This is a genomic window from Prescottella sp. GW823-FHT02E09 (assembly GCF_058797375.1).
This window is the reverse complement of the sequence record NZ_JBXAJP010000006.1, coordinates 164742-190598: the sequence shown is the minus strand read 5'-3', so window position 1 is coordinate 190598 and position 25857 is coordinate 164742. Positions and strand designations below refer to the sequence as shown.

Genomic DNA, 25857 nt, shown 5'->3' with positions numbered 1-25857 from the left:
CCCGTACGTGTGCGCCGCTCAGCGACTCGTCAGGCGGTCAGCCCTTCCACCACGGACGGAGTGGGACGTTCGCCTCGCCGTCCGGGCCGAGCTTGACGGCCAGCACCTGGTGCAGCTGAACGACGTTGCGTTCGAAGCCCAGTCGCGATCCGGCCATGTACAGGCCCCACACCTTCGCGGTGCCCTCGCCGACCTCGGCGACGCAGGCGTCCCAGTTCTCGACCAGGTTCCGGCACCAGCCGGCGAGGGTCAGCGCGTAGTGCTCGCGCAGGTTCTCCTCGTGGCGCACCTCGAGCCCGACGTTCTGGATCTCGCTGATGATCCGGCCCGAACCGGTGAGCTCGCCGTCCGGGAAGATGTACCGGTCGATGAAGTAACCGGCCTTGGCGCCACTGCGGTTGTCGGGCCGGGTGATGCAGTGGTTCAGCAGGCGTCCGCCCTCACGCAGCTTCTCCTTCATGAAGCTGAAGTACGCCGGGTAGTTGTGGACCCCGATGTGCTCGGTGAGGCCGATCGACGAGATGGCGTCGAACCCGGTCTCGTGGACGTCCCGGTAGTCCGAGAACCGCACCTCGGCGAGCTCGGACAGCCCCTCCTCGGCGATCGCCTTCTGCGCCCACTCGGCCTGCTCCCGGGAGAGCGTCGCACCGATGACCTTGACGCCGCGACGGGCGGCGTAGCGGACCATTCCGCCCCAGCCGCAGCCGATGTCGAGCAGGCGGTCGCCTTCCTGCAGGCCCAGCTTCTCGAAGACCAGTCGATACTTGTTCTCCTGCGCGTCCTCGAGGCTCTGGTCCGCGGACTCGTACGCGGCGCACGTGTAGGTCATCGAGGGCCCCAGCACGTGCTCGTAGAAGGCGTTCGAGACGTCGTAGTGGTGGTGGATGACCTCGGCGTCGCGGGCCTTGGAGTGGCGCAGGCCCTCCGCGAACCGGCGCCACCGCGGCAGGTGCTCCTGCGGTGGGGGAGCGATCGGGCGCAACTTGTCCCAGCCGATGGACCGGGTGATGGTCGCGAGTTCCTTTGCCGACGGGCGGTGGAAGTGCAGGTCGGTCATCGCCTTCAGGATCGCGTACGGATCACCGGGGTGGACGCCGACGGCCTCGAGGTCGCCGGAGACGTACGCGCGGGCCATGCCCAGGTCGCCCGGGGCGGTGGCCAGGTAGGTGGTGCCGCGCGTCGACTTCAGGTGGAGGCCGTACGGCGCGTCCTCCGGCCCGGTCGCACTGCCGTCGTACGCGGTGAAGCGCAGCGGGATCCGGCCGTCGGAGACGGTTTCGATGATCTCCGCGATGCTGAGCTTCTGCGCCGTGTCGGGGTTCGTTCTGAGAGTCGTCACTTTCGTTGCACCGCCTTCGAATAGAGGTCCAGGAGACGTGAATCGGGGTCGTACCGCTTCTTGATCTGCGTGTAGTGCTGGCCGCCGTAGAGCAGCGCGAACTCGTCCTCGTCGTAGAACGAGTCGGAGTACAGGGACTTGTGGCCGTCGAGGGTGCTGACCTTCTTCTCGATCAGCCGGTTCGCCGCGCCCTCGGGTGCGCCGGGGTCGATCGGCACCGAGGACCAGAACCCGACGTTGACGTAGGTGCGTCGGGGCTCGAGCGGGTACAGGGGCCACGGCCGCGTGGCGTCCGCCGCGGGATGTGCGGGATCGCGAAGGCGCAACGGGCACAGCCACAGTGGCTCGATCGGGATCTCGTCGAGGAACCAGTGCAGGAAGTCCGCCGTGTTCTCGAGCGGGACCTCGATGTCCTGCACGACCCGTTCGCGGGGCGGCAAGCCCTTGCGGGCCTCGAGGCGGTCTCCGATGTCGTACTTCTGGTCCAGGCCGATGAGCTTCCAGTAGAAGCTGCTGCGGCGGTAGCGCTTCGGCCAGAACCGGCGGATCTTCGGGTTCTGGGTGCCGAACGCGCGTGAGCACCAGAACCAGTCGGTGTCCCAGCGCCACAGGTAGTCGTGGATCGTGAGCCGGTCGGTCTTGGGGTGGTTGATCGACTCGTGCTGGATGGACCGGTAGTAGATGTCCATGTCGGTGTAGTCGCTCACCGGGCCCGGCTCGTCGGTCTGAACCCCGAGCGTCAGGTAGGCCTCCGTCGCGGTGAACACGACGCCGTCGAGGTAGTCGACCGCGATCCCGTCCCAGCTGCGTTCCTCGACGATCCGGTCCATGGTGGTCTCGAGCTGCTTCAGGTCGGTGAAGCGCAGGTGCCGCAGCGCGACATAGGGTTTCACCGGTTCGAGCTCGATCCGGATCCGTGTGGAATAGCCGAGGGTCCCGTACGAGTTGGGAAACGACCGGAACAGGTCGGAGTGCTCCCCGTCCGGCGTGGCGGTGATGATGTCCCCGCTCCCGGTGAGGACGTCGATCTCGAGCACCGACTCGTGCGGCAGTCCGTTGCGGAACGACGTCGACTCGATGCCGAGTCCGGTCACGGCGCCGCCGAGGGTGATGGTCTTGAGCTGCGGAACCACAAGCGGCGCCAGCCCGTACGGCAGGGTGGCGGCCACGAGGTGCTCGTACGTGCACATGCCGGCGACGTCGGCGGTGCGGGCCTGCGGGTCCACCGAGATGACGCCGTCGAGGCCCGAGACGTCCAGTCCGGGGGCGGTGCTCTTCGCTCGAGCTCGGAACAGGTTCGACGTCTTCTTCGCCAGTCGTACGTTCGCATCCGGGGGAATAGCCCGGTAGCTGCTCAGCAGACGATCGACCCCTGCGCGATGCGCGGCGAGTCCGGATACGCGGATACCACTCGTAGAGTCGGCCACACCCTGACGCTATCGCTAGTCGGATCGACGGGCCACGGATATCCCGGTGCGTCGTCATTCTGTAGCCATGCTAACGACTTGGTCGTCGCTCCGGGATGCGCCCGCGCGAGCGGCGCTATCGCGAGTGAACATGCAGGATGGAGGGGTACACCCCGAGCAAGGAGACAGTTAGTGGCACAGGTCAGCGCCAGCAGTTCGATCACCACCACCGCGGCCCCCGAGCAGGTGCTCGCCGCCCTGACGGACTACGAAACCGTCCGCCCGCGGATCCTGCCGTCGCAGTATCTCGACTATCGGGTGCTCGAAGGAGGCCAGGGCGCGGGCACGGTTGCCGAGTGGACGCTGCAGGCCACCGAGAAGCGCTCGCGTGACATCAAGGCGTCGGTCACGGTCGCCGGCAACACCGTCACCGAGCGGGATGCGAACTCCTCACTCGTCACGACCTGGGAGGTCGCGCCCTCCGGGACGGGCTCCACGGTCACCACGACGACGGAATGGAAGGGCGCCGGCGGTATCGGCGGCTTCTTCGAGCGCACCTTCGCGCCCCTCGGGCTTCGCAAGATCCAGGAGAAGACGCTGTCGAATCTCGTGCGTGAGCTGGGCTGATCCTTCGGGAGGGATTGCCCGGTGACACCGTCGCCCCCGGTGCGTGTGCACCCGGGGCGACGGTGTCCGGGCGGCCCGCCGACGGGCCGCCCGCCTCAACGCTCGGTCGTCACCCGACCCACGCGTCGTCGAGCAGCATGATGTTGTCCGCGTTGCGCTTGACGCCGTGGACGTTGCTGTCCCAGAGGACGAGAACCTTGCTCGGGCCCCACACCGCGTACGGGATGGTCTCGTTGGCGCGCAGCTGCACCTTGGCAATGGCCTCCATCTTGGCCTCGTCGGTGGTGGCGTTCTGCACTGCGCCCAACAGCTGGTCCATCTCCGCGTCGGAGTAGCCGGACGCGTTGTTCCGCGAGTCGCTCCCCATGCCTCCGTAGAGCCGCAGGAACGGTGCTTCGTCCATGAACGCGTACGCGGCGCGGGTCATGTCGAAGTCGTGCTCCACGTAGAGCTTGCGCACGAGGTCGGACACGCTGTTGACGTACTCGATCGTCACGTCGAAACCGATCGAGTTGAGCGATGCCTGCGTGGTGAGCGCGGCCGCCTCGGCGGTCTGCTCGCTGGGGGTCAGGTAGGTCAGCTTGCCGTCGTAGCCGTCGGCCTTCGCCTCGTTCAGCAACGCCCGGGCCTTGTCGGGATCGAACGGCACGCCCTCCTCGTCGGTGTTCCAGCGCGAGCTCTCCGGAACGATGGTGGAACTGGCGATGCCCAGACCGTTGTTGGCCCGCTGGTTGATCGCTTCGGGGTCGACGCCGTGCGCGATGGCCTTGCGGACCCGCAGGTCGGAGCCGGGGCGGCCCTCACGGGTGTTCACCAAACCGAGGCCGCCGAGGCCCTGGATGTCGAGGTAGCCCGGGTACGCGGCATCCATCGCATCCTTGATGACCGACTCGTCCCGCAGGACGTACGTCATGTCGAGCTGGCCGCTCCTGAGCGACTCGTACTGTGCGCGCGCGCCGTTCGTGGGCACGAAACGGACCGTGTCGAGATGGGGACGCCCGTTCCAGTAGTCGTCGCGGGCCGTGAGCACGATCTCCTCGTTCGGTGCGATCCTGGTCATCGTGAAGGGTCCGGCACCGATCGGGGTGAAGGATCCGCCGGCCTCCGAATTCTTCGAGACGATCATGCCCGGCCCCATCGCCAGCAGCACCGGGAATCGATCCCACGGGGTGCCGAGCGTGAACGTCACGGTGCGGGTGTCGGGGGTGGCGATCGAGGACACCGCGTTGGACCACACCTGGGAGACGTCCGCGCCGGCTGCGACGAAGCGGTCGATGCTCCACTTGACGGCCTCGGCGTCGACAGGGGACCCGTCACTGAAGGTCGCGTCGTCACGCAGCTTCAACGTGAACTCGGTGAACTCGTCGTTGTGGGTCAGCGATTCCGCCAACTGCGGTTCGAAATCTCCGGTCTCGGGATTGGACCGCACCAGTGTGTCGTAGACGGCCGCCATCTCGGTACCGCCCGTCGATCCGGCGGCCTGGGTCTTCGTCGGATCGAGTACGGCCGGGAAGGAATAGGAACCGAATGTCACGGTTCCGCCGTCGACCGGGTCTCCGGCGTCCTGCGTGACGTTCACCAGTCCGGTGGTGACCGTTGCGTTCCCGCTGCTGCTGTTGCTGTCGGCGTTCGCGGAGCATGCCCCGACGAGTAGCGCGGCGGCCGCGCCGAGCGCTGCCAACCGGATGCCGGGCCGGTACGAAGATCTTCTCAAATCAACCTCGTGGTTTCGCCCCCGCGAGCGGGGTCTGTTGCTGGACAACCGCGGACGGTAGCCAGAAATGTCCGACTTCAGTGACGGGGATCTCACTCTGCAGGACCTGTTTCGTGGGTCACGTTCGACGGGTTCGCCGGATCCGTCGACAGGGCCCGTCGGCGGGCGTCCTCCGTCGCCGTCACGGACTACGCTGACGAGGCGACCCGACGAAAGGACCAGCGCAGTGCAACCAGGTGGACAGCCCGACATGCAGCAACTGCTCGCGCAGGCGCAGCAGATGCAGCAGCAGTTGATGGCCGCGCAGGCGGAGATGGCGCAGGCCGAGGTGACCGGTCAGGCCGGCGGCGGCCTGGTGACCGCGACGGTCAAGGGCACCGGTGAGGTCGTCGGCCTCACGATCGACCCCAAGGTGGTGGATCCGGACGACGTCGAGACCCTGCAGGATCTCGTGATCGGTGCGATCGCCGACGCGTCGAACAAGGCGCAGGAGTTCGCGGCAAGCAAGCTCGGCCCGCTGGCCGGCGGCTTCGGTGGGGGCGGTCTGCCCGGACTGCCCGGTTTCTAGGGCCGCGCGTTGTACGAAGGTCCCGTCCAGGACTTGATCGACGAGCTGGGCAAGCTGCCCGGTATCGGACCCAAGAGCGCCCAGCGCATCGCGTTCCACCTGCTGACGGTCGAGCCGCCGGAGATCGACCGGCTGCAGGCCGTCCTGCAGCGGGTGCGCGACGGCGTCCAGTTCTGCATCGTGTGCGGCACCGTCTCCGAGGAGGAGAAGTGCCGCATCTGCTCCGACCCGCGCCGGGACCGGACCATGGTGTGCGTCGTCGAGGAGCCCAAGGATGTGCAGGCGATCGAGCGCACTCGTGAGTTCCGGGGTCGCTACCACGTTCTCGGTGGCGCACTCGATCCGCTCAGCGGCATCGGGCCGGACCAGCTGCGGATCCGGGAGTTGTTGGCCCGCATCGGCAATCAGGAGGACGGCGTCGACGTCGCCGAGGTCATCATCGCGACCGACCCCAACACCGAGGGGGAGGCGACCGCGACGTATCTGGTGCGGATGCTGCGGGACTTCCCCGGGCTGACGGTGTCCCGGTTGGCGTCGGGGCTGCCGATGGGCGGCGACCTCGAATTCGCCGACGAGCTCACACTCGGCCGCGCCCTGTCGGGGCGTCGGACGCTGTAGCCGCGGCTACCGAGCCTGCGGTGTGCCCCCGAGTCCGTGCCCCGGATTCGGGGGCACACTGCTCTGTTCGGTCACCGTCGTCCGCAGTGATGCGACCAGGTCGGCCAGGCCGGGGGCGGCGGCGGCGCCCGTGCGGACGATCCCGCTGACGGGCACGCGCAGGCGGTTGCGGGCCTCGCGCATGACGCACAAGCCGGTGCGGGGCGCCTCGGCGACGGTGCTCGCGTAGAGGACCGTCCAGGCCCGGGGGTTGGTGATGACATCGAGGATCGCGGTGTGGTCGCGCGCGATCGGCGGGCCCAGTTGCACCCGCCGGCCGACCTCACGGAACGCGTCCTCGACAACCGCGTGGATCAGGACCTGACTGGACCGCGGCGGCAGCAGCAGGGGATAGGGCGCGAGTTCTCCCAGCTCGACGGTCGAGAACGCGGACACCGGGTGCTGGCTCGACGTCGCGATCATCAGATCCTCGACACCCAGTTCCAACGTCTCCAGGCCGGGACGGTCCACCTCCCCGCGGATCAGCGCGATGTCGGCGTCCCCCGAGGACACCGCGTCGACACGGTCGGTGAAGTTCTTGATCACGAATTCGATGTCCAGATCCGGGTGCCGCGCGCGGACGCGGGCGATGGCGTCCAGGCTCTGCGTCGCGAAGCTCATGCTCGCGGTGATCCGGATGCGGTCGCGCGGTCCCTTCGCGACGGCGAGGGCCTTGGTCTCGAGGCTCAGTACTTCCTGCGCGATCGGCACGAGCCGGGTTCCGGCCGGGCTGAGACGCACGACGCGGGTCGATCGTTCGAACAGCGGCGCGCCGAGTTCCTGCTCGAGCTTGGTGATCTGGTGGCTGATGGCAGACTGCGAAATGAAGCAGCGCTCGGCTGCCCGGCTGAAGCTGAGCTCCTCGCTCACGGCGAGGAAGTAGCGCAGCTGACGGAAGTCCATGGCGCCATACTACTTATGAGCAATCCAGATAACTGTTTTCCGAATATCCCTGATTACTGGCGTAAACGTCGTTAGCGCTCCTACGGTGTTCCTCATACATCTCGACGAGGAGGTACCCGTGAGCGAAGCAGCAGTCGACCGGACCGAAGTAGTCATCGTTGGTTCCGGATTCGGTGCCCTCGCCGCGGCGAAGAAGCTGGCCAAGGCCGGCAAGCCCTTCGTCCTCATCTCGGAGACCACCGAGCATCTCTTCCAGCCGCTGCTCTACCAGGTGGCGACCGGTGTCCTGGCCGCCGGGGAGATCGCACCGTCGGTGCGAGCGATTCTCGCCAAGTACCCCAACGCCGACGTCCGGCTCGGCCGCGTCGTGGACGTGCACCCGGACGAGCAGGAGCTGGTCTACGAGGCTGCCGGCCAGCGGCACACCCTGGGCTACAGCTCGCTGATCGCCGCCACCGGCGCCCGGCAGTCGTACTTCGGTCGCGACGAGTTCGCGAAGGTCACCTACGCCCTCAAGACCGTCGACGACGCCGAGCGCCTGCGCGCCCAGATCGTGCGCTGCTTCGAGGAAGCCCACACCACCACCGACCTCGAGCGCCGCAAGAACCTGCTCAGCTTCATCGTCATCGGTGCCGGTGCCACCGGTGTCGAGCTGGCCGGGCAGATCAAGGAGCTCGCGGGTCGTTACTTCGAGCAGTCGATTCGCGGCGTCACCGCCGAGGATGTCACCGTCACCCTGGTCGAGGGCGCCGGTGTCGCGATGCCCGCGTACGGCGGCAAGCTCAGCGAGTACACCAAGGAATCGCTCGAGAAGTCGGGTGTCGAGGTCGTCCTCAACACTCTCGTCACCGACATCGACGAGCACGGCGCGACCTTCAAGGCGCACGGCAGCGAGACCGGTGAGCGACGCACCGCCGAGACCATCATCTGGTCGGCCGGCGTGCAGGCCAACGACTTCGCGGCGGCGCTCGCCGAGCGCACCGGCTGCGCGACGGACCGTGCCGGACGCCTGCTCGTCAACCCCGACCTCACCGTCGGTGGCCGCGCCGACATCTTCGCCGTCGGCGACATGACGTCGCTGAACAACCTGCCCGGCCAGTCGCCCGTCGCCATGCAGGGCGGGCGCCACGTCGCAGCCACCATCCTCGGAAAGACCAAGCGCGGCACGCCCTTCAAGTTCCGTGACAAGGGTTCGATGGCGATCATCAACCGCTTCCGCGCCGTCACCAAGGTCAAGAGCATCGAACTCACCGGCTTCATTGCGTGGGTGCTGTGGCTCGCCGTTCACATGGTGTACCTGGTGGGCTTCCGCAACCGGTACGTCGCGGTGATGTCGTGGTTCGGATCGTTCCTCGGCCACCGGCGGCCGCACTTCCACTACGCGCAGGAGATCGGGCCGATCGAGGCCCCGGACACCCGCCTCACCGACGACGAACCCGTGAAGGCCGCCGCCTAGCTCATCGACACCGGGCGGTTACTGCGATATCGGACGAGAGCCGAGTGCAGTAACCGCCCGTTCGACGTTCTAGGCGAGCGCGCGCAGCGCCAGGTCGCGCAGCTCGTGCTTGCGTACCTTGCCCGTCGCCAGGCGCGGCAGCCGGTCGCAGAACTCGATGGTCCTCGGAACCTTGTAGCCCGCCAGATGGGTGCGGACGTACTCGCGCAGTCGCTCGGAGGTCGCGTCGTCGGCGGGGATACCGGGATCGAGTTCGACCACCGCGTGGACGTATTCGCCCATCTCGGGGTCGGGCAGGCCGAATACCGCGACGTCGGACACCTCGGGGTGCGCCGACAGGCACGACTCGATCTCGGCCGGGTAGATGTTCACGCCGCCGGAGATGATCATGAAGGACTTGCGGTCGGTGAGGAACAGGTAGCCGTCCGCGTCCAGGTAGCCGACGTCGCCGACGGTGGACCACTGCGCGTGGTCGGGGTGCCGGGAGTCGGCCGTCTTGTCGGTGTCGTTGTGGTACTCGAACGGCACGACGTCACGCTCGAAGTAGACGGTGCCGATCTCCCCGGCCGGGAGCGGACTGCCGGACTCGTCGCAGATGTGCGGGACGCCGAGCACGGCGCGACCCACCGATCCGGGACGCTCGAGCCACTCCGGGGCGGTGATGAACGTGATGCCCATTCCCTCGGTGCCCGAGTACAATTCGCACACAATCGGTCCCACCCAGTCGATCATCTGCTGCTTCACCGCGGGAGGGCAGGGGGCGGCGGCGTGCAGGACGTTCTGCAGCGTCGACAGGTCGAAGCTCTCCCTTTCCTCGGTAGGCAGCTTCAGCAGGCGGACGAACATCGTCGGCACCACCTGCGTGTGTGTGACGGAGTACTTCTCGATCGCGGCGAGGAAGTCCCGGGCGTCGAAGCGCTCCATGAGGACCACCGTCGCGCCCAGGGCCTGCGCGCCGACCGACCACTGCAGCGCCGCCGAGTGGTACATCGGGGCCGGCACCAGGTAGGTGGACGTCTCGCCCATCCCCAGCAGGCTGCTGGCGAAGTGACCGGCGCCCATTCCGCGCGGGTCGTCGATGTCCATGCCCGTCAGTGGCCGCCGAATACCCTTGGGGCGGCCGGTGGTTCCCGACGAGTAGAGCATCATGTCACCGCGCGGCTGCTCCGCGAGCGGAACCGGATCGTGCTGCGCCATCGTGGATTCGTACGCCTCGAACCCGTCGACGGTGCCGTCCATCATGAACCGATGCCGCGTGTCGGTCAGCGCGGGGAGGACGGCGACAGCCAGGTCGACCATCCGCGCCGTCGTGACGAGCAGCTTCGCTCGGCAATCGTTGACGATGTAGGCGGCCTCGTCCGGTGTGAGATGCCGGTTCACGGCCGTGATGTAGAGCCCGGATCGGACGGCCGCCCAGTACACCTCGAAGTACCGCGGGTGGTTTTCGGCGAGGATCGCGACGTGGTCGCCCTTGCGGAGTCCGAGCGCAAACCACTGCTGCGCCAGTCGGTTCGAGCGGTCCTTGAGCTCGCGATACGTCACCGTCTCTCCGGTGGCGGCCATGACGACCGCCGGTCGGTCGGGTGAGGTAGCCGCGTAGACGCCGGGGTACATGAAGTCGAGCCTCCTAGCCGTTGCGGCCCGGGGGGAGGTCCCGGGCCCGATGTGTCTTGTCCGCCGCGACGGCGGAACCGGGGGATGCGCTGGACGCACCATTGTCGCCTACGTCACTGTCGCGTCTGCCGAATCTCGTTCAGTGGGACCGCTTTCCCTGAGACGCCCGGTTGTGCCGAGACGAACCACGCCGCCCCGATCACCATCGTGCAGCCGACGAGCTGCAGGGCGGTCGGGCGCTCGCCGAGCACGATCATCGCGGCGGCGATCGCGAGAACAGGTTGGAGCAGCAGGAGGGTGGCGCCGACTTCCGGTGCCAGGCGGGGCAGTGACCGGCCGAGCAGGATCCAGCCGAGGAACTGCGCCGACAGCGCCAGGGCGAGCAGCCAACCGAACGCGGTCCAGCCCGGTGCGAGATCCACGGGACCCCAGAGCGATCCGACGGCGGAGCCTGCCACGCCCGCCGCGGCCGTCGAGACGAGGACCTGGGCGGCGGCGGTCTCGGTGGAGCCGGATCGGCCGACGATGAAGATGTAGCCCGCGTACGCGACACCGGACAGCAGCGCGAGGAGAGCCCCCCACACCAGGTCGGGGCCCGTGGACGTGTCGTCGCTCAACCCGGCGGCGAGTGCGATGCCGGCGAACAGGACCGGGACGGACGCGACGAATCGCACCGGAATCCGGGTGCGGACGATCAGGAACGAGAGCAGTGGGACCACGACCACCTGGACGTTCACGAGCACGGTGGAGATGCCGGCCCCGATGAGCAGGATGGACTGCGACCACAGCGCGAAGTCGACACCGAGCAGTGTGCCGGCGACGGCGTAGCGGGCCACATCGCGGCCGGACAGCCCGTGTCCGGCGCGGTGCTCGCGCACCGCGAGGTAGGCGAGTGGGGGCAGTGCCAGCAGGCATCGGTAGAACACGGCCGTCGAGGGGGCCGTGTCGGCGAGTCGGATGAACACGGCCGTCAACGAGATGCACAGCGCTCCCCAGACTGCGACCGCGCGGGGGTCGCGGAACCCGCCGAGCGCGGGGCCCGCGGTCCGGTGGGCGGTGTTGAATCGAACGGTACGCACTTCAGAAATTCTGGGCACTACCTGCGGAAACGACAAGTAAGAAGTTGTTCTTACGATTCGGTAGTGTTTCTACCGTGTTGAACCTCGATCGAGTACGTGCGCTGTGCACAGTGGCGCAGGCGGGGTCGGTGGCGGCGGCCGCTCGAATCCTGCATGTCACGCCCTCCGGGGTGTCCCAGCAGCTTGCCAAGCTCGAACGCGAAGTGGGTGCGGCCCTCCTCGAGTCGGCGGGACGTGGGGTGCGACTGACCCCGGCCGGTGAACTCCTGGCCCGTCGCGGCGACCAGTTGCTCTCCCACGCGTCCGGGATCGAGGCCGAGATCGCGGCGATGCGCAGCGAGGTCGTCGGCCCGATCCGGTTCGGTGCCTTCGTGACCGCGTCACGGCTCGTGCTTCCGGGTGCGATCACGTCCCTGCTGTCCCGGTATCCCGTCCACGTGACGGTGACCGAGGCCGAAACCGAGGTGACGCTCGAGTCCGTCAGCCGGGGCCGGATCGACATCGGTGTCGTCGACAGTTGGGAATCGGCGCCTGTCGAGATCCCGACGGAGCTGGAATCGCGACTGATCCACCGTGACACCGCCGACGTCGCCCTCCCCGCGGATCATCCGTTCGCGCACAGCACGGTGGTTCCGTTGTCCGCGCTGTCGGCAATGCCGTGGGTGGCGTGGGGATCGGGGACCGCGTTCCATGGGTGGCTCGTGCGGACGCTGCGGCAGCAGGGATTCGAGCCGCGGGTCGACTTCGAGGCATCCGACATCTCGACGCACCTGGCCTTCGCCGCCGCCGGACTCGCGGCGGCGCTGGTGCCTCGTCTGGCGGTGGATCGATCGCCGGACGGCGTGGCACTGGTGCCCACCGAACCCCGCCTCCACCGCGACATCTACGCGGTGTGGCGGGCCGACACCGCCGGACCGGCGGTGCGCGCCGGTGTCGATGCGGTGGAGGCGGCGTTCGGAAGCCGGGGGACTCAGGACTCGCGCGGCGAGTGATCCTGCGCCACCCCCAGATCCCGCGGGCAGTAGCCCGCCGGATATCCGGGGTAGGTGCGGTTCCGCGGATCACGTGCCGATACCGACGTTCGCCGCTTCGGCAGCAGTCGCACCACCGCAGACCGGGACCGCAGCCCCGCCTCGGCGACGGCCCGTATCCGGGGTGAGCCCTTCGGGAACCCGAACGCGGTGCTCATGCGGTCGTCGATCAACGCGTAGACGGCCGACGCGACGGGGCGGGCCAGGGCCTTCGGATACCACGACTGGAACAGGCCGAGGGTGTACGTGCCGATCCGGTGGTTGTCCTCGCTGTAGACGAAGTGTTCGCGCTCGTAGTCCATCTTGAAGCGCTGGAAGTCCTGGTACGAGTCGGGAATGTCCTTGATTCCCATTCGGATTCCTACCTGACGATAGAAATGGAACGATGCCAGGCGCTCGTGCGGATGCAGCCGGCGCCAGCCGTACCGGTCGATCCAGTCGATCGGGTCGTACACGAACGTCGACAGCACGTACCGCATGTCGTCGTTCGAGATCGTGTAGCGGCCGTGCATGCGGTTGATGTTGCGCAGCGATTCGCGCCCGCGCGGCGAGTCGTAGCCGTGCTCGATGAGTTCGGCCATCAGCAGCGCGGTGTCGTCGTACCGTTTCTGCGGCCGCTTCTCGAATTCACCGGTGCGGGCAAGGAGTTCGGAGATCGTCGGCACGCAGTACGTCCGGAACAGGGCGAACTCGAGGGAACGCTGGTAGTCCCACGGGAATTCGTAGCCCGCGGTGATCCGCAGGATGTCCTGGTGCCGGGTCACGGGGTCGAGTTGCTCGATCATCTCCACCCAACCCCGTCGGCCCGGACGGGGTCGCGGGTCGCGGTCGGGCGGTGGGAACGTGCCGGCACGGCGCGAGTTGGTGAGTGTCATCCGGGTCACCGGCCGTGCCGGGCCTTGAGCATCCACGCGGAGATCTTCATGTCCCGCGCGGATCGCTCGAGGGTGAGCAGGTTCAGTGGGGCCGAGAACTTCTGGACGGTGACTGCCTTGGGGCGGCTGAACTCGCGGAGACCGTCGGCGCCGTGGATGCGGCCGAACCCGGACTCGCCGATGCCGCCGAACGGCAGTGACGGGATGCCCGCGAATCCGAGGACCGAGTTCACCGACACCATGCCGGTGCGCAGGCGGTCCGCGATGTCCTTGCCCCGGGACCGGTTCCCGGTGAACACCGATGCGCCGAGGCCGTAGGACGTGGCGTTGGCGCGCTCGATACCCTCTTCGATATCGCGCACCCTGTTGACCACGACGGTGGGCCCGAACGTCTCCTCGCAGACGGCCGACGAGGACTCTGGGACGTCGGTGAGGATCACCGGATCGACGAATCGTTCGTGTACGGAGTCGATTCCGCCGATCACGGCGCGGGCGCCCTTGTCGAGGGCGTCCGCGATGTGGCCGCGCACGACGTCGACCTGGCGGGGCAGGGTCATCGGACCGTAGGTGTCCGCGTCCGTGCTTCCCGGTCGGACGCGCTCGACCGCGGCGGTGAACTTGTCGAGGAACTGCCGATACACCGGTTCGGCGACGTAGATGCGTTCGACGCCCGCGCACGTCTGGCCGGCGTTACCGAAGGCGCCGAAGGCGGCGAACTCGACGGCCTTGTCCAGGTCGGCGTCCTCCGCAACCAGCATCGCGTCCTTGCCGCCGCACTCGGCGACCAAGGGGGTCAACGTCTCCGCGCACACCGCCATGACCTTGCGGGCGGTCGGCCCGGAGCCGGTGAACGCGATCTTGTCGACGCCCGCCCGGCACAGGTCCGCGCCGGTGGCACCCAGTCCCGTGATCACCTGCAGCACCGGTTGGGTCGGGGCGAGCGAGTTCCACTTGGCCTCGAGCCACTTGCCGACGCCCGGGGTGAGCTCGCTGGGTTTGAACACGATCGCGTTGCCGGCGGCGAGGGCGTACGAGATCGAGCCCATCGGCGTGTAGACGGGGTAGTTCCACGGGCCGATGACTCCGACCACGCCCATCGGCTTGTAGCCGAGGGTCGCCGACTGGTTGGCGCTGACCAGGCCGGACGGTACGCGCCGCGGTTTGAGGACCTTCTTGGCGTTGCGGGCGGCCCAGTCGAGGTGTTCGACCGCGAGCATCACCTCGAGCAGGGCGTCGTCGTGCGGCTTGCCGGTCTCGGCGGACACGACGGCCGCGAGGCCGTCGGCGTCCGAGGCGATCGCCTTCTTGAACTCGAGGAGCCAGTCGCGGCGTCCGCGGAAGCCCTGCGCTTCCCACCAGCGGGCCGCGCCGCGGGCCCGTTCGACCGCCGCCGTCACGTCGGCCGCCGTTGCGATCGGGTACTCGGCGATAACACCGCCCGTACGGGGGTCGAGGCTCGCGAAGGTGGTGCCGCCGTCGGGGGTCGGTGAGGTGGGTAAGCCGGGTGCCGCGTCGCTCGGAGACAGTTCTCGGGTCATGTCGGGCTTCCTCCATGGGATCGCATCAAATATATTTGATGTGATTTACTGTGGTGACGCTCACACTATTAGGCCCGACGGGTGTGGACAACCCCCACACGCCGTGGTCGACGCCGATCCCGGCCGCCACGACGGCGGCCGCTCGATTCCTCGCAGGCAGGAGCACCTTTCATGACGATCGACTTCACCCCCGAACAGCAGGACTTCGCGCAGGCGGTGGCGGCCTTCTGTCGCAAGGAATGCGGTACCCGCGAGCAGCGCGACGCCCTCACCGGCCGTGGCGAGCACAGCCACAATCAGGACCTGTACCTGAAGATGGCGGCGCTGGGGTGGCTCGGGGTCACGGTCCCGGAGGCGTACGGCGGGTCCGCCGGGACCGCTGTCGACATGTGCATCCTGCTCGAGCAGGCCGCCCGCGGTATGGCACCGATCGGCGGCATCGGACCCACCCTCATCACCGGCGCGGCGTACGAGAAGTTCGGCACGCCCGCGCAGAAGGAGACGGTGCTCGGCGGGATCGTGCGCGGCGCGACCGAGTCGATCTCGATGTCCGAGCCCGAGGCCGGCTCCGACGTCGGCAACCTGAGTTGCCGGGCCGAGAAGGTGTCCGACGGCTGGCTGATCAACGGACAGAAGACCTGGTGTTCCAACGCGCACTTCGCCGAGAACATCCTGCTGGTTGCACGTACCGATCGCAGCGGCTCCAAGCATGAGGGGCTCACGATGTTCCACCTGCCTACGGACACTCCGGGACTGAAGATCAGCGGCATCGAGACGATGGGCGGCAGGGAGGTCAACGACCTCTACCTCACCGATGTCCTGCTCCCCGACGACGCGGTGGTGGGCGAGGTGGGCCACGGGTGGACGCAGCTGATTACCGGGCTCAACATCGAACGGCTCATCCTCGGTGCCATGATGCTCGGAACCGCGCAGCGGGCGTTCGACGACGCGCTCGAATTCATCACGCAGCGAAAGCAGTTCGGCCGTCCGGTGGGTACCTTCCAGGCCCTGCGGCACCGCGTCGCCGACCTCGCCACCGAGATCGAGTGCACCCGCCTGCTGGTGTACAGCACGGCGCAACTGATCGACGCCAACCCGACGAAGTTGTTCCCGCGGGAGGCGTCGATGGTCAAGCTCAAGGCCACGGAGACCGCGAAGAAGGTGGCGCTCGAGGGCATGCAGATGATGGGCGGCTACGGGTACGCCACCGAGTTCGACATGGAGGGTCACGTTCGCAAGACGCTCGTGTCTTCGATCTACGGCGGCACCAACGAGATTCAGCGCGACATCATCGGCAAGAGCTTCGGGTTGTAGGAGCCGATCGTGGTTGCACCGGTACGGCCCGCGCGTCCGCTGCGTCGGACGCAACTCTCCGACGACGTGGCGGCACACCTGCGTGGCGCCGTGATGTCGGGGCGATTGCGGCCCGGTGAGTTCGTCCGTCTCGACGAGACCGCGGCCGACCTCGGGGTGAGCGTCACGCCCGTGCGCGAGGCCCTGCTGACCCTGCGCGGGGAGGGCATGGTCGAGTCGGTGCCCAACCGTGGCTACGTCGTCTCACGGCTCTCTCGCGGGGACGTGCACGACATCTTCTGGCTGCAGGGTCAGATCACGGTGGAACTCGCGGTGCGGGCATCCAGGTCTGCGACTGCCGCGGATCTGACCCGGCTCGCGGAACTCAACGGCGTGCTGCGAGCCGCGGCCGCGGTCGCCGATCCGGACCGGATCGCGGACGCGGAGTACGAGTTCCATCGCGAGCTGTGCCGCATCGCGGGCGGGCCGAAGCTGGCATGGTTCCTGCTCAACGCCGCGCGGTACACACCCTATCGGCTGTACGCGGCCGATCCGGCCTGGAGCGAACTGGCGGTGCGATCCCACACGAGTCTGATCGAGGCGATCCGCGCGCACGATCGGGCTGCGGTGGTGTGCCACACCCGCATCCAGTTCGATGATGCGGCCGAACGGCTGATCGCGCACCTGGAGGGGGCCGGGATATGGACCTGACGGGACGATCGAATCCGATTGTCGTGGAGAGTGTCTCACCTGGAAAGGAAGATCGGACAATGGCCACCGAGACGGTGATGTACCCGAGTGGGACACAGCCGGCGGAACCGCCGGCCGGCACGGTCGACCTGGCCGACTTCGTCGGGGAGTCGATGCTGCTGATCGGGGCGGGAGCGACGGTCCTGCTGCAGCTGGCTCTGCCGGGTGTCGGGCGCGGCGTCGCCGAGCACAGCACCACACTCGAACGGCCGCTGGATCGTCTGCGCACCACCATGACGTACGTGTACGCCGTCACGCTCGGAACGCCGGAGGAGAAGCAGGCGGTGGTGCGGTTGGTGAACCGGGCGCACGTCCCGGTGCGGTCGGAGCGGTACAACGCGTTCGACCCGGAACTGCAACTGTGGGTCGCGGCGACGCTGTACCGCAACGGCTTCGACATGTACCGACGGTTCTTCGGTGCGCTGTCGGATTCCGACGCGGAGCGACTGTACCGGCAGTCCGCGGTGTACGGGACGGCGCTGCAGGTCGGCGACGACATGTGGCCGGCCACCCGCGCCGAGTTCGATGCCTACTGGGACCGGATGATCGCAACCGCCGAAGTGGACGATCAGGTGCGCGCGTACGTGCGGGGCCTGCTCTCCGGTGGCCGGGCGCCGCTGCCGGTGCGGCTGGCGATGCCGCTGCAACGCTTCTTCACGATCGGACTGCTGCCGTCCCGGATCCGTGACCAGTTCGAGCTGCCGTGGAGCCCACGCGATCAGCGACGCTTCGACCGGTTCATGGCGGTCCTGCCCGTCGTCTACCGGCGAGTGCCGCGGCCGATCCGGCAGATCACCGCCACGTACTACCTGCGGGACATGCGCCGGCGCCTCGCGGCGCACCGGCATCTCATCTAGGGCGTTTCTCCTAAATGCGCGTAGTCGGTGCGCGACACTGTTCAGCGTGTCGCGCACCGAGTATCTGACCGATGAGCAGTGGTCGTTGATCGAACCCTTGCTTCCCTCGTCCGACGGATGTCGGGGCCGCCCGTTCCGGGACAATCGTCGGGTCGTGGAGGGCATCGACTACCGCTATCGGGCCGGGATCGCGTGGCGGGACGTGCCGACGGATTTTGGTCCCTGGCAGACAATCTGGAAGCGTCACCGCCGCTACGCCGGCGACGGGACCTGGGACACGGTCTTGACTGCGCTACTCGCACACGCTGATGCGAACGGGCTGGTCGACTGGACCGTGTCGGTGGGCTCGGCACGAAAGATCCACCAGCTCGCCGACGGCCACGGCCGCCCTCTTGTCCTGCTGATCGGGCCAGGTCAGGCTGGCGACTCGCCAATGTTCCCGATCATGATGAACGCGTTGTCGGCGCCCCGGATCGGTTCTGGTCGACCCCGAACCCGACCGGACGCGGTACTCGGCGACAGGCCTACTCGTCGAGAGCGATCCGTACTCACCTCCGGTCGAGGGGTATCGAAGCGGTTGTTGCCGAACCCGACGACCAGAAGCGCCACCGCCTCCGGCGGGGCAGCCGCGGTGGCCGCCCCGTCGGCTTTGACACCGAGAAATACAAGGGCCGCAACGTCGTCGAACGATCCTTCGCGGCCCTCGAGCAGTGGCGCGGACTATCCACACGCTACGACAAACTCGGACTTACCTACCGCGCGGGCGTGGTCCTATCAGCGGTTTGCATCTGGCTGAGATCCCTCACCAAATAGGAGACACGCTCTAGTGCGGCGCGCTGAAGTCTCCAGGCAGAGCTGTTTGGTTGGATTGATTTTGCGAGCGACATCAACGGCCTACCTACCGAGGACCGGTAATGTCATGCTGTCGGCGACACCATTACCGACACCGGCGGTAACGAGCTCGGCAAGATCCGCATCCACAACCTCGACCTCAACTGGCAGTCGGACTCCGCCGTCGTTGGGTTTGGCCGGCGGGATTCCTGAATCCCTTTGCGCCGAATATCGTTCGGGGCCGAACCGCCGCACGCCGGGGGCTCTCGATGGCCCATCGGTCGACCCCACCCGAGCGCGCCCGAGGGCAGTGCGGATCGCTCAGAGCGTGTCCGGCCAGCGCCTGTTCTCGAGACTGTGGATCCGTTCGGCGGCCTCCTGGAGGCGCTTCTTTCGCACCTTGGCTTCGGCGTCCTTCAACTCCTCGTACATCTCCTCGTCGGTGTCACTGAACTTGAGGATCATGCGGGGCACGCTGAGAGTGACTATCAGCGAAGGCCAAACAACCCATGCGTAATTCCATTCGACGATCAGTTGCAGCACAAGGAAAGTCACGAGGGTGACACCGAGGATCACCGAGTCGAGCGAATCGATCAATCCCCCGCGTCTGTGCAGGGAGGAAAGCTCCGCATCCGTGTCCGGGGATGCGGTTGGCGCAGCGACGGTGCCGCCGGCATCGGTCGCGGGGATGATGCTGCCGACCGGAACCTTCCGAAGGTACCCGTCGACCAGCACCAGCGGTGGCCCGCCAGGTAGTCCTCGGAAGGCGTCGCGAATGCCCTCGAGCGTGCGCGCCGTCGCGATCACTTCCGAACGGCTGTGGAACTCGGTGAAATCCAACCGACCCGCGGTATAGTGCTCGCCGATGACGTTCAAGGCGTGCATGCGCTCGTCATCACTGAGCAGTAGATCTTCGCTGGCGGGTTGGTCTGTCACGATTCGGCGCTTTCCGTGGGCGGTGTGAGACTCGTTCACCCGGGATTCTAGTTGCACCCGGCGGTCAGGCTGGTGACCACATTTAGGAGACACGCCCTAGGCCCGCGGACTGGTAGGCCCGCGGACTAGCCCCAGAAATCGGCCTTCGTGTAGTCGGAGAGCGGCGAGAATCCCATGCCGCGCAGCCCCGCCGCCTCGCAGGCGCGCTTGAACTCGTCGGTGCAGACAAGCTCATGGCCGACGTCGGTGCAGATGAAGGCTGCCGCCTCGGGAACGCGCGCCTCCGCGATCTCGAACCTGGCGACGGATTCGAACCCCGGCGCATCCGGGATGTTGCGATCGCGGGACGGCTCGCCGAGGGCAGGGTCGAACTCGAGCTCGACGTCGGATGCCGCTACGTCGATCACCGACGCCCACTCTCCCCAGCGCAGGTAGCTGTACCGCTTCGCCGTCGGCGCCCCGCCGGACTGCAGCACTCGCACGGGCACCGCCACGAGTCGGAGCCCGAAGCCGCGGCAGATCCGCACGAACTCCTCCGAGGCGAGCCAGTTCATGCCCCAGTAGTCGACGTCGATCCGCCGATTCGTGGTGACGAGCTCGTAGTCCGACTCGGCCGGAGACTCGGCGGGCTCGGGATCGAACGCATCCCAGTCCCACGGCCGGTTGAGTTTCCCCTTGAGGACCGGCGGGCAACCCGGATCCCCCGCAACGTACTCGACGATCCACAGCACCATGTCCTCATTCTGTACCAATGCCCGCGGCCGCTGTGGGTCGGAAACGGTGGAGATCGAAGGTCACAGCGCGACGTCGCGCTCGAGCCCGAGCCAGAAGTGCTCGTCGCCGTCGAAGACGAGCTTGCCCTTGTCACCACATGGAGTCGAGCCGGGCACGGAGCGACAGGAGGTTCCGTGCCCGCTGCAGGGCCGGCAGGTCGCTCCCGTTCTCGATGCCGCTTCCGGATGCCCCCAGCCGCGCGACGACCTGCTCGGCCCACGTGACCTCGTCGTCGGTGGGGCTGAGCGCGTCGTTCGTGATCGACGCCTGTTCGGGGCGCAGACACAGCTTTCCGGTCATGCCCATCTCGGCGGTGATTGCGGCGTCGGCGAGGATGCGTGTGGGTTCGGTGGACAGACACGGTCCGTCGATCGGTGCGGCGATGTCTGCGACCCGGCTCGCGATCACCAGTTGGGACCGGGCGTGTGATAGCGCGAGTGGGGTGTCGGCGATGCCGGTGTCCCGACGAAAGTCGCCGCGTCCGAAGGCGAGACGGACGACATTCGGGGCGGCCGCGATCTCTGCGGCGCTGGCGATACCGCGCGCGGATTCGACGAGCGCGATCAGGGGAACGGCGTTGCCGAGCGTGTCTGCCGTAGCCGCCGTCTCGTCGGGGGATTCGGCTTTGGCGAGCACGACACCCTCGACGCCGTCGAGATCGCGCAGCGCATGCATATCATCGCGCCAGTACGGCGACGTTCGGCTGTTGATCCGGATCCATCCGTGTCGGTGCCGAAGCCATTCGCGCGCGACGGCTCGTGCCGCATCCTTCTCGGACGGGGGCACGCCGTCCTCCAGGTCGAGGACGACGATGTCCGCGGAGGACTCGGCAGCGCGGTCCAGCGCCACGCTGCTCTTGGCCGGGACGAGCAGCCACGAGCGTGCAATCGTGGCACGGGTGAGAGAGGAGGTCGGGTTCACGGGTTCCTTCGGATGGTTGGCGGAAAGTCTCGGTACCGCAGCGTCAGTACGTGGCACGGCCGCCGGAGATGTCGTACACGGCGCCGGTGGAATAGCTCACCTTGGGCGAGGCCAGCCACGCCACCAGCTCGGCGACCTCGTCGGGTGTCCCCATCCGCCGCATGGGGATCTTGCCGAGCGAGCGAGCGCGATTCTCGGGCGACATGTCGTCGACGATGGGTGTGGCGATCAGGGTGGGTACGACGACGTTGACGAGCACGCCGGTGGTGGCCAGTTCCTTGCCGACGGACTTCGTCAGGCTGATCACCGCACCCTTGCTGGCCGAGTAGGCGGATTGGTACTCGTTGCCTTCCTTGCCTGCCATACTTCCGAAGTTCACGATCCGACCCCACGCGTTGGCGACCATGCCCGGTGCGCACGCTCGAATCATGTTGAACGTCCCGAAGACGTTCACCGACATGGTTCGGTGCCAATCGTGGTCGGTGGTGTCGATCAGGGTCGTACTCGGACCGGCGATGCCGGCGCTATTGATCAGGATGTCGACGCCGCCCACCGATTCGATGGCCGCTGCGGCCTGTCCGGGATCGGTGACATCGAGCGTGATGTCCGGGTTGCCGCTGACGTCCGCGCCGACGACGTCGACACCGTCGTCGGCAAGCTTGTTGCAGACAGCCTCGCCCAGTCCGCTGCTGCTGCCCGTGACGAGCGCTCTCACTTCCGGGTTCCGAGGTTGCCCGTGGCCTTACCTATCCGCCAGTAGATTCCGCCGCCTATCATCCCGCCGTCGACGGGTAGATCGGCGGCGTTGACGAACGAGGAGTCCGGTCCGAGGAGGAAAAGTACTGCCGCGGCGAGTTCCGTGGGGTCGGCACCCCGATCGAGCGGCGTCGCGTCCTGATTTCCGTCGTGAAAGATACGAGCCGCGTCCGAGTCGTGAACAGCGTTCGCAGAGTTGATCATCGGTGTTTCGACGAGCCCGGGGCAGACGCAATTCACGCGGATGTTGCGCGGCGCGAGTTCGAGTGCACTCGCCTTGGTCAGTCCGCGAAGTCCCCACTTGCTGGCGGTGTACGCGGCGCTGAAGTATCCGGTGAGGCCTGCGGTGGAGGAGATGTTGACGATCGCTCCGCCGTCCTCCAGCAGGGGTGCCAGGGTTCTGATTCCGAGATAGGCGCCGGTGAGGTTGACGCCCATGACCCGATCCCACTCGGGAAGGGTCGTCTCCGAGACGGTCTTGCGGAGGGTGATGCCGGCGTTGTTGACGAGACCGGCGAGCGGTACCCCGGAATCACGTACCGCATCGGCGACGGTCTCCCATCCGCTCGCGGTGGCGACGTCGGCGACGATCGTAGTCAGGAGGTCGCGACCGTCGCCGGCCTGCTCGATCAGATCGACCCACCAGTGTGAGTCCTCCGGGTGTACGTCCACGGCGTGGACATGCGCGCCGGCCTCGAGCAGGGCCAACACCTCGGCGGCACCCTGACCGCGTGCTCCTCCGGTGACGACGACGGACTTACCGGTCCAGTAGCTCATCGAATTATCTCCTAGGCCTTGGTGATTCCGCCGTCGACCAGGAAGGTCTGGCCGGTGACGTACGACGAGGCGTTCGACGCGAGGTGCAGCATCATCTGTGCGATCTCCGCGGGTTCGCCCATCCGTCGCAGCGGGGTCCTGCCGACATAGGTCTCGTAGTTCTTACGATCCTCGTGCATCCACGAACTCATCGGAGTCCGGATGTAGCCGGGTGCGATCGCATTCACGCGGATACCGAGTGGGCCCCACTCGAGGGCCAGACACTCGGTCAGATGGGCCACGGCGGCCTTCGCCGAGGCGTAGTCGGTGCAGTTCGGCCGGGCCTTGAGTCCGGCGTAGCTCGAGAGATTCACGATGGACCCACCACCGTTGCCGGCCATGATGCGGCCGGCGGCCTGCGCGCCGAAGAAGGTTCCCGTCAGGTTGATCGCCATGGTCTTGTTCCACGACTCGAGGTCCATCTCGAACGCCGGCATCCGGGCCATGAATCCCGCATTGTTGATCCAGGCGTCGATTGTGCCGTGTTCGCGGGCGATCCGGTCCACCGCGTCGGCGATCCGACCGGTGTCGGCCATATCGACCGTCATGTGGTGGACGTCGGGCCGCTGCGGATGCGTCGGCGGCGAGGCGAGGTCCAGTCCGACTACGATGGCGCCTTGCGCCGCGAAGGCGTCGACGGCGGCGGTGCCGATTCCGCCGCGTGCGCCGGTGACGACGACGATCTTCCCCCGGAGGTCGGGATAGACCGCGATCGGAGCGTCCGTGTGAGAAATATCGAGGTTCATGCATTTTCCTTTTTGAAGATGTCGGTGCGGCCGATCTGCTGCAGCGGAACCTTCGCGGTCTCGCGGATGATCGCCGCCGCGGCGACGGCGAGCAGCCCGAGTGCCATAACGTAGACCGAGTAGATCCAGGATTTGTCGATCGAGGCCAACCACGTGTTCAGGTAGGGGGCGGTGCCACCGAAGAGCGCCACCGACAGTGACGACACCAGGCCGACACCTCGGGCGCGAGCGGCGGTGGGAACCTGCTCGGCGAGAAGGGCGGGGAACATCGCGGCGAGTAGTGACCAGACCAGCAGACCGAGGAGCTGAGACACGAACAGGGTCCACGGTGCGGAGCCGAGAATCAGGTTGACGGGGATCACGACGACGAACACGCCGATGCCGTAGATCGCGAGCATCGGGCGTCGACCCCAGCGGTCGGCCATGATGCCGCACAGCGGCAGCCAGAGAATGCAGATGATCTGTGCCAGCAGGCTGGCGACGTATGCCCCGTTCGGATCCATGCCCTTCGTTGCGATGGCGGTCGCGGGCGCGAAGGTCACCCAGGTGTAGTAGGTGGCGTTGGACGCTGCGGCGATCATGACGATCCTGGCGCCGATGCCGAGGAGCGCTCGGGTATCGAGCGCCTGCGCCCCGGTCGCCGGTTCCGATTCCTCGAAGACATCGGATTCGGCGGCGCTGCGGCGCAGGAACAGAGCGTAGATGCCGAGGATGCCGCCGACCGCGAATCCGATGCGCCAGCCCCAACTCTGCATGTCGTCCTTGCCGATCGCCGCCGTCAGGCCGGCCGCGAGCGCGGTGGCAGCCATGACGCCGATCGTCACACTGACGAAGACCGAACTCGACCACAGGCCACGGCGTTCCGGGGGCGCTATCTCGGCGACGTAGGTGTAGCTGACACCGCTCTCGCCACCGTGGGCGAGGCCCTGGGTGAGGCGCAGAACGAGCAGGAACAGCGATGCCAGGGGGCCGACCTGCTCGTAGGTGGGTACGAGTGCGATGAGGATACTGGTGAGTGCCAGCAGTGACATGGTGGTCACCAGCGTGAACTTGCGCCCCTTCCGATCGCCGATCAGGCCGAAGAGCCACCCGCCGACCGGCCTCGCCACGAACCCACCGGCGAAGACCGCGAGCGTCGACAGCAGTGCCGACGTCGGGTTCTCGGAGTTGAAGAGATTCGCGGCGAGGTACACCGAGAAGGTGCCGTAGAGGGTCCAGTCGAACCACTCCAGCGCGTTGCCGACGGCGGCCGCGCGCAGGGACTTGCGGCGCGCGCTCGCGCTGAGCGCGCCGGGCGGGTTATCGATGAGAGTCATGTGTGGAGTCCTTCGCGGACGACGGCTGCGGCCGGTGGCGGGTGGGTGCAAGATGCTGCAGGAACCAGTCGGCGGCGGCAGCGCTCGTCTGCTGGAAGTGGTCGGTGTACACCGAGTAGTGGCCGCCGGGGACGAGGAGCAGTTCCTTGGGTGGGTGGGCTCCGTTGAACGCGTCCAGCTGGAGATCGGTCGGGGTCAGGCCGTCCGCGTCGGCCACGATCATCAGCAATGGCGTGGTGCCGATCCTGCGGACGAACGTGCCCGGCTCGTAGGTGCGGGCGAGTTCGATCGAACGCAGCGTGACCTCGTTGCGCCAGGACGGGCAGCGGGCGGCCTCGGACGTCATGTACTCGTACGAGTCGCGCTGCGGATATGCGACCGGCGCGTCGGGGTCCGCGCTGACCGTCTGAATCGTCTCTGGTGGCGCGCCGGCGAACCGCGCCTCGCGATCGGCCTCCAGGCGATCCTGGAGTAGTGCGGCTTTCTCGTACGGCGCGCGCCGCAGGCCTGCCTCGTATCCACTGATCGTCGGCACCTGGGCGACGACGCACTTGACGCGTCGGTCGATGGCGGCGACGACGAGTGCGTGCCCACCGCTGTAGCTGCTTCCCCAGACGCCGATCCGGTCCCGGTCGACCTCGGGTCGGCTCCGGGTGAACGAGATCGCACACCGGAAGTCCTCGATCTGCCGGGCGGGATCGATCTCCTGGCGGGGTTCGCCCTCACTGAGGCCGAGGTTGCGGAAGTCGAACGTGAGCACAACGAAACCGCGACCGGCGACGACGGCGGCGTAGTCCTCCAGATCGCCGCCGGCGACCATCGACCACCCGTGCCCCATGATGACGGCGGGCAGGGGATCTGGGTAGCCCGCAGGCACGTACACCGTTCCCCGAACAAGATCACCTTGTACGGAAAACTCGATTGATTCGGCGAGCCCGTCGAAGGCGCTTCTTGGGGACGCACTGACAGCCACTGCATCTACCTCGTAATATTATCGGAGCTTCTGTCTGTATGCAGGACGCTATCGGTGGTCCGGCTCACGGATCAACGAGCA

The 25857-nt window shown here is 67.3% G+C and carries 25 protein-coding genes and 2 pseudogenes; 11 read left to right on the top strand and 16 right to left on the bottom strand.

Annotation, left to right across the window (positions count from 1 at the left end; genetic code table 11):
* Positions 1-37: 37 nt before the first annotated feature.
* Positions 38-1339, bottom strand: a complete 1302-nt coding sequence (locus tag AC1RIF_RS17075) for a class I SAM-dependent methyltransferase (RefSeq protein ID WP_492602545.1) — start codon at positions 1337-1339, stop codon at positions 38-40.
* A complete protein-coding gene (locus AC1RIF_RS17070) occupies positions 1336-2766 on the bottom strand; it encodes an FAD-binding oxidoreductase (RefSeq protein ID WP_492602544.1) in 1431 nt (476 codons plus the stop codon). Before AC1RIF_RS17070 ends, AC1RIF_RS17075 begins: the two co-directional genes overlap by 4 nt.
* 171 nt (positions 2767-2937) lie before the next feature.
* Here AC1RIF_RS17070 and AC1RIF_RS17065 point away from each other — a divergent pair, with 171 nt between their 5' ends.
* Positions 2938-3372 (top strand): SRPBCC family protein, encoded by a 435-nt coding sequence (locus tag AC1RIF_RS17065; protein WP_492602543.1) that lies wholly within the window; start codon positions 2938-2940, stop codon positions 3370-3372.
* A 109-nt stretch (positions 3373-3481) separates the two neighbouring features.
* Here the strand turns inward: AC1RIF_RS17065 and AC1RIF_RS17060 are convergent, their stop codons facing one another.
* A complete protein-coding gene (locus AC1RIF_RS17060; RefSeq protein WP_492602542.1) occupies positions 3482-5086 on the bottom strand; it encodes an ABC transporter substrate-binding protein in 1605 nt (534 codons plus the stop codon).
* 250 nt (positions 5087-5336) lie between these two features.
* Here AC1RIF_RS17060 and AC1RIF_RS17055 point away from each other — a divergent pair, with 250 nt between their 5' ends.
* Together AC1RIF_RS17055 and recR are read left to right on the top strand one after the other, a co-directional pair.
* Positions 5337-5654 (top strand): YbaB/EbfC family nucleoid-associated protein, encoded by a 318-nt coding sequence (locus AC1RIF_RS17055; protein ID WP_217487203.1) that lies wholly within the window; start codon positions 5337-5339, stop codon positions 5652-5654.
* 9 nt (positions 5655-5663) lie between these two features.
* Positions 5664-6272, top strand: coding sequence for a recombination mediator RecR (recR, locus tag AC1RIF_RS17050; protein ID WP_114721267.1), 609 nt, complete (start codon positions 5664-5666; stop codon positions 6270-6272).
* Between the two features lie 6 nt (positions 6273-6278).
* Here the strand turns inward: recR and AC1RIF_RS17045 are convergent, their stop codons facing one another.
* Entirely contained in the window at positions 6279-7214 is a 936-nt protein-coding gene (locus AC1RIF_RS17045) for a LysR family transcriptional regulator (protein WP_492602541.1), read from the bottom strand.
* A 118-nt stretch (positions 7215-7332) separates the two neighbouring features.
* Here AC1RIF_RS17045 and AC1RIF_RS17040 point away from each other — a divergent pair, with 118 nt between their 5' ends.
* Positions 7333-8670 carry an NAD(P)/FAD-dependent oxidoreductase gene (locus tag AC1RIF_RS17040; RefSeq protein WP_492602540.1) on the top strand — a complete coding sequence of 446 codons (1338 nt, stop codon included), beginning with the start codon at positions 7333-7335 and terminating at the stop codon, positions 8668-8670.
* 69 nt (positions 8671-8739) lie between these two features.
* On the opposite strand, the gene AC1RIF_RS17035 is transcribed toward AC1RIF_RS17040, so the two are convergent.
* Together AC1RIF_RS17035 and AC1RIF_RS17030 are read right to left on the bottom strand one after the other, a co-directional pair.
* A complete protein-coding gene (locus AC1RIF_RS17035) occupies positions 8740-10284 on the bottom strand; it encodes an acyl-CoA synthetase (protein ID WP_492602539.1) in 1545 nt (514 codons plus the stop codon).
* 113 nt (positions 10285-10397) lie between these two features.
* Complete coding sequence (locus AC1RIF_RS17030) at positions 10398-11363, bottom strand: DMT family transporter (RefSeq protein WP_492602538.1); 966 nt, start codon at positions 11361-11363, stop codon at positions 10398-10400.
* A 74-nt stretch (positions 11364-11437) separates the two neighbouring features.
* On the opposite strand from AC1RIF_RS17030, the gene AC1RIF_RS17025 reads away from it, so the two are divergent.
* On the top strand, positions 11438-12355 hold the full coding sequence (locus AC1RIF_RS17025) for a LysR substrate-binding domain-containing protein (protein ID WP_492602537.1): 918 nt from the start codon (positions 11438-11440) through the stop codon (positions 12353-12355).
* On the opposite strand, the gene AC1RIF_RS17020 is transcribed toward AC1RIF_RS17025, so the two are convergent.
* Together AC1RIF_RS17020 and AC1RIF_RS17015 are read right to left on the bottom strand one after the other, a co-directional pair.
* Positions 12334-13269 carry an oxygenase MpaB family protein gene (locus AC1RIF_RS17020; protein ID WP_492602536.1) on the bottom strand — a complete coding sequence of 312 codons (936 nt, stop codon included), beginning with the start codon at positions 13267-13269 and terminating at the stop codon, positions 12334-12336. The genes AC1RIF_RS17025 and AC1RIF_RS17020 overlap by 22 nt on opposite strands.
* A 5-nt stretch (positions 13270-13274) precedes the next feature.
* Complete coding sequence (locus AC1RIF_RS17015; RefSeq protein WP_492602535.1) at positions 13275-14807, bottom strand: aldehyde dehydrogenase family protein; 1533 nt, start codon at positions 14805-14807, stop codon at positions 13275-13277.
* A 171-nt stretch (positions 14808-14978) separates the two neighbouring features.
* Between AC1RIF_RS17015 and AC1RIF_RS17010 the strand changes: the two genes are divergently transcribed.
* The 6 genes and pseudogenes from AC1RIF_RS17010 to AC1RIF_RS16985 all read left to right on the top strand — a co-directional run.
* Positions 14979-16121, top strand: a complete 1143-nt coding sequence (locus AC1RIF_RS17010) for an acyl-CoA dehydrogenase family protein (protein ID WP_492602534.1) — start codon at positions 14979-14981, stop codon at positions 16119-16121.
* A gap of 9 nt (positions 16122-16130) precedes the next feature.
* On the top strand, positions 16131-16811 hold the full coding sequence (locus AC1RIF_RS17005) for a GntR family transcriptional regulator (protein ID WP_492602533.1): 681 nt from the start codon (positions 16131-16133) through the stop codon (positions 16809-16811).
* Between the two features lie 59 nt (positions 16812-16870).
* Positions 16871-17707: an oxygenase MpaB family protein gene (locus AC1RIF_RS17000; protein WP_492602532.1), complete on the top strand. Its 837-nt coding sequence runs from the start codon at positions 16871-16873 to the stop codon at positions 17705-17707.
* 46 nt (positions 17708-17753) lie between these two features.
* Positions 17754-17978: pseudogene (locus AC1RIF_RS16995) on the top strand (transposase); the annotation flags it as partial.
* 56 nt (positions 17979-18034) lie between these two features.
* The gene (locus AC1RIF_RS16990) at positions 18035-18520 is read left to right on the top strand and encodes a transposase (RefSeq protein ID WP_492602769.1); all 486 of its coding nucleotides are present in this window, start codon (positions 18035-18037) and stop codon (positions 18518-18520) included.
* A 114-nt stretch (positions 18521-18634) separates the two neighbouring features.
* Positions 18635-18751: pseudogene (locus tag AC1RIF_RS16985) on the top strand (CHAP domain-containing protein); the annotation flags it as partial.
* 108 nt (positions 18752-18859) lie between these two features.
* Here AC1RIF_RS16985 and AC1RIF_RS16980 read toward each other — a convergent pair.
* The 8 genes from AC1RIF_RS16980 to AC1RIF_RS16945 all read right to left on the bottom strand — a co-directional run bounded on the left by AC1RIF_RS16980 (position 18860) and on the right by AC1RIF_RS16945 (position 25776).
* Positions 18860-19513, bottom strand: coding sequence for a DUF1707 SHOCT-like domain-containing protein (locus AC1RIF_RS16980; protein ID WP_492602531.1), 654 nt, complete (start codon positions 19511-19513; stop codon positions 18860-18862).
* 86 nt (positions 19514-19599) lie between these two features.
* Positions 19600-20208 (bottom strand): hypothetical protein, encoded by a 609-nt coding sequence (locus tag AC1RIF_RS16975; protein WP_492602530.1) that lies wholly within the window; start codon positions 20206-20208, stop codon positions 19600-19602.
* Positions 20209-20338: 130 nt separating this feature from the next.
* On the bottom strand, positions 20339-21169 hold the full coding sequence (locus AC1RIF_RS16970) for an HpcH/HpaI aldolase/citrate lyase family protein (RefSeq protein WP_492602529.1): 831 nt from the start codon (positions 21167-21169) through the stop codon (positions 20339-20341).
* A 43-nt stretch (positions 21170-21212) separates the two neighbouring features.
* On the bottom strand, positions 21213-21884 hold the full coding sequence (locus tag AC1RIF_RS16965) for an SDR family NAD(P)-dependent oxidoreductase (RefSeq protein ID WP_492602528.1): 672 nt from the start codon (positions 21882-21884) through the stop codon (positions 21213-21215).
* Positions 21881-22702 carry an SDR family NAD(P)-dependent oxidoreductase gene (locus AC1RIF_RS16960; protein ID WP_492602527.1) on the bottom strand — a complete coding sequence of 274 codons (822 nt, stop codon included), beginning with the start codon at positions 22700-22702 and terminating at the stop codon, positions 21881-21883. Before AC1RIF_RS16960 ends, AC1RIF_RS16965 begins: the two co-directional genes overlap by 4 nt.
* 11 nt (positions 22703-22713) lie before the next feature.
* Positions 22714-23487, bottom strand: coding sequence for an SDR family NAD(P)-dependent oxidoreductase (locus AC1RIF_RS16955; RefSeq protein ID WP_492602526.1), 774 nt, complete (start codon positions 23485-23487; stop codon positions 22714-22716).
* Positions 23484-24803: an MFS transporter gene (locus AC1RIF_RS16950; protein ID WP_492602525.1), complete on the bottom strand. Its 1320-nt coding sequence runs from the start codon at positions 24801-24803 to the stop codon at positions 23484-23486. The genes AC1RIF_RS16955 and AC1RIF_RS16950 overlap by 4 nt, the downstream gene beginning before the upstream one ends.
* Entirely contained in the window at positions 24787-25776 is a 990-nt protein-coding gene (locus tag AC1RIF_RS16945) for an alpha/beta hydrolase (RefSeq protein WP_492602524.1), read from the bottom strand. The genes AC1RIF_RS16950 and AC1RIF_RS16945 overlap by 17 nt, the downstream gene beginning before the upstream one ends.
* Positions 25777-25857 lie beyond the last annotated feature (81 nt).

Coding starts and splice junctions, on each gene's coding strand:
- AC1RIF_RS16955 (WP_492602526.1), bottom strand. CDS start 23,487: ATGAACCTCGATATTTCTCACACGGACGCTCCGATCGCGGTCTATCCC.
- AC1RIF_RS17015 (WP_492602535.1), bottom strand. CDS start 14,807: ATGACCCGAGAACTGTCTCCGAGCGACGCGGCACCCGGCTTACCCACC.
- AC1RIF_RS16960 (WP_492602527.1), bottom strand. CDS start 22,702: ATGAGCTACTGGACCGGTAAGTCCGTCGTCGTCACCGGAGGAGCACGC.
- AC1RIF_RS17000 (WP_492602532.1), top strand. CDS start 16,871: ATGGCCACCGAGACGGTGATGTACCCGAGTGGGACACAGCCGGCGGAA.
- AC1RIF_RS17045 (WP_492602541.1), bottom strand. CDS start 7,214: ATGGACTTCCGTCAGCTGCGCTACTTCCTCGCCGTGAGCGAGGAGCTC.
- AC1RIF_RS16975 (WP_492602530.1), bottom strand. CDS start 20,208: ATGGTGCTGTGGATCGTCGAGTACGTTGCGGGGGATCCGGGTTGCCCG.
- AC1RIF_RS17035 (WP_492602539.1), bottom strand. CDS start 10,284: ATGTACCCCGGCGTCTACGCGGCTACCTCACCCGACCGACCGGCGGTC.
- AC1RIF_RS17010 (WP_492602534.1), top strand. CDS start 14,979: ATGACGATCGACTTCACCCCCGAACAGCAGGACTTCGCGCAGGCGGTG.
- AC1RIF_RS17055 (WP_217487203.1), top strand. CDS start 5,337: ATGCAGCAACTGCTCGCGCAGGCGCAGCAGATGCAGCAGCAGTTGATG.
- AC1RIF_RS16950 (WP_492602525.1), bottom strand. CDS start 24,803: ATGACTCTCATCGATAACCCGCCCGGCGCGCTCAGCGCGAGCGCGCGC.
- AC1RIF_RS17020 (WP_492602536.1), bottom strand. CDS start 13,269: ATGACACTCACCAACTCGCGCCGTGCCGGCACGTTCCCACCGCCCGAC.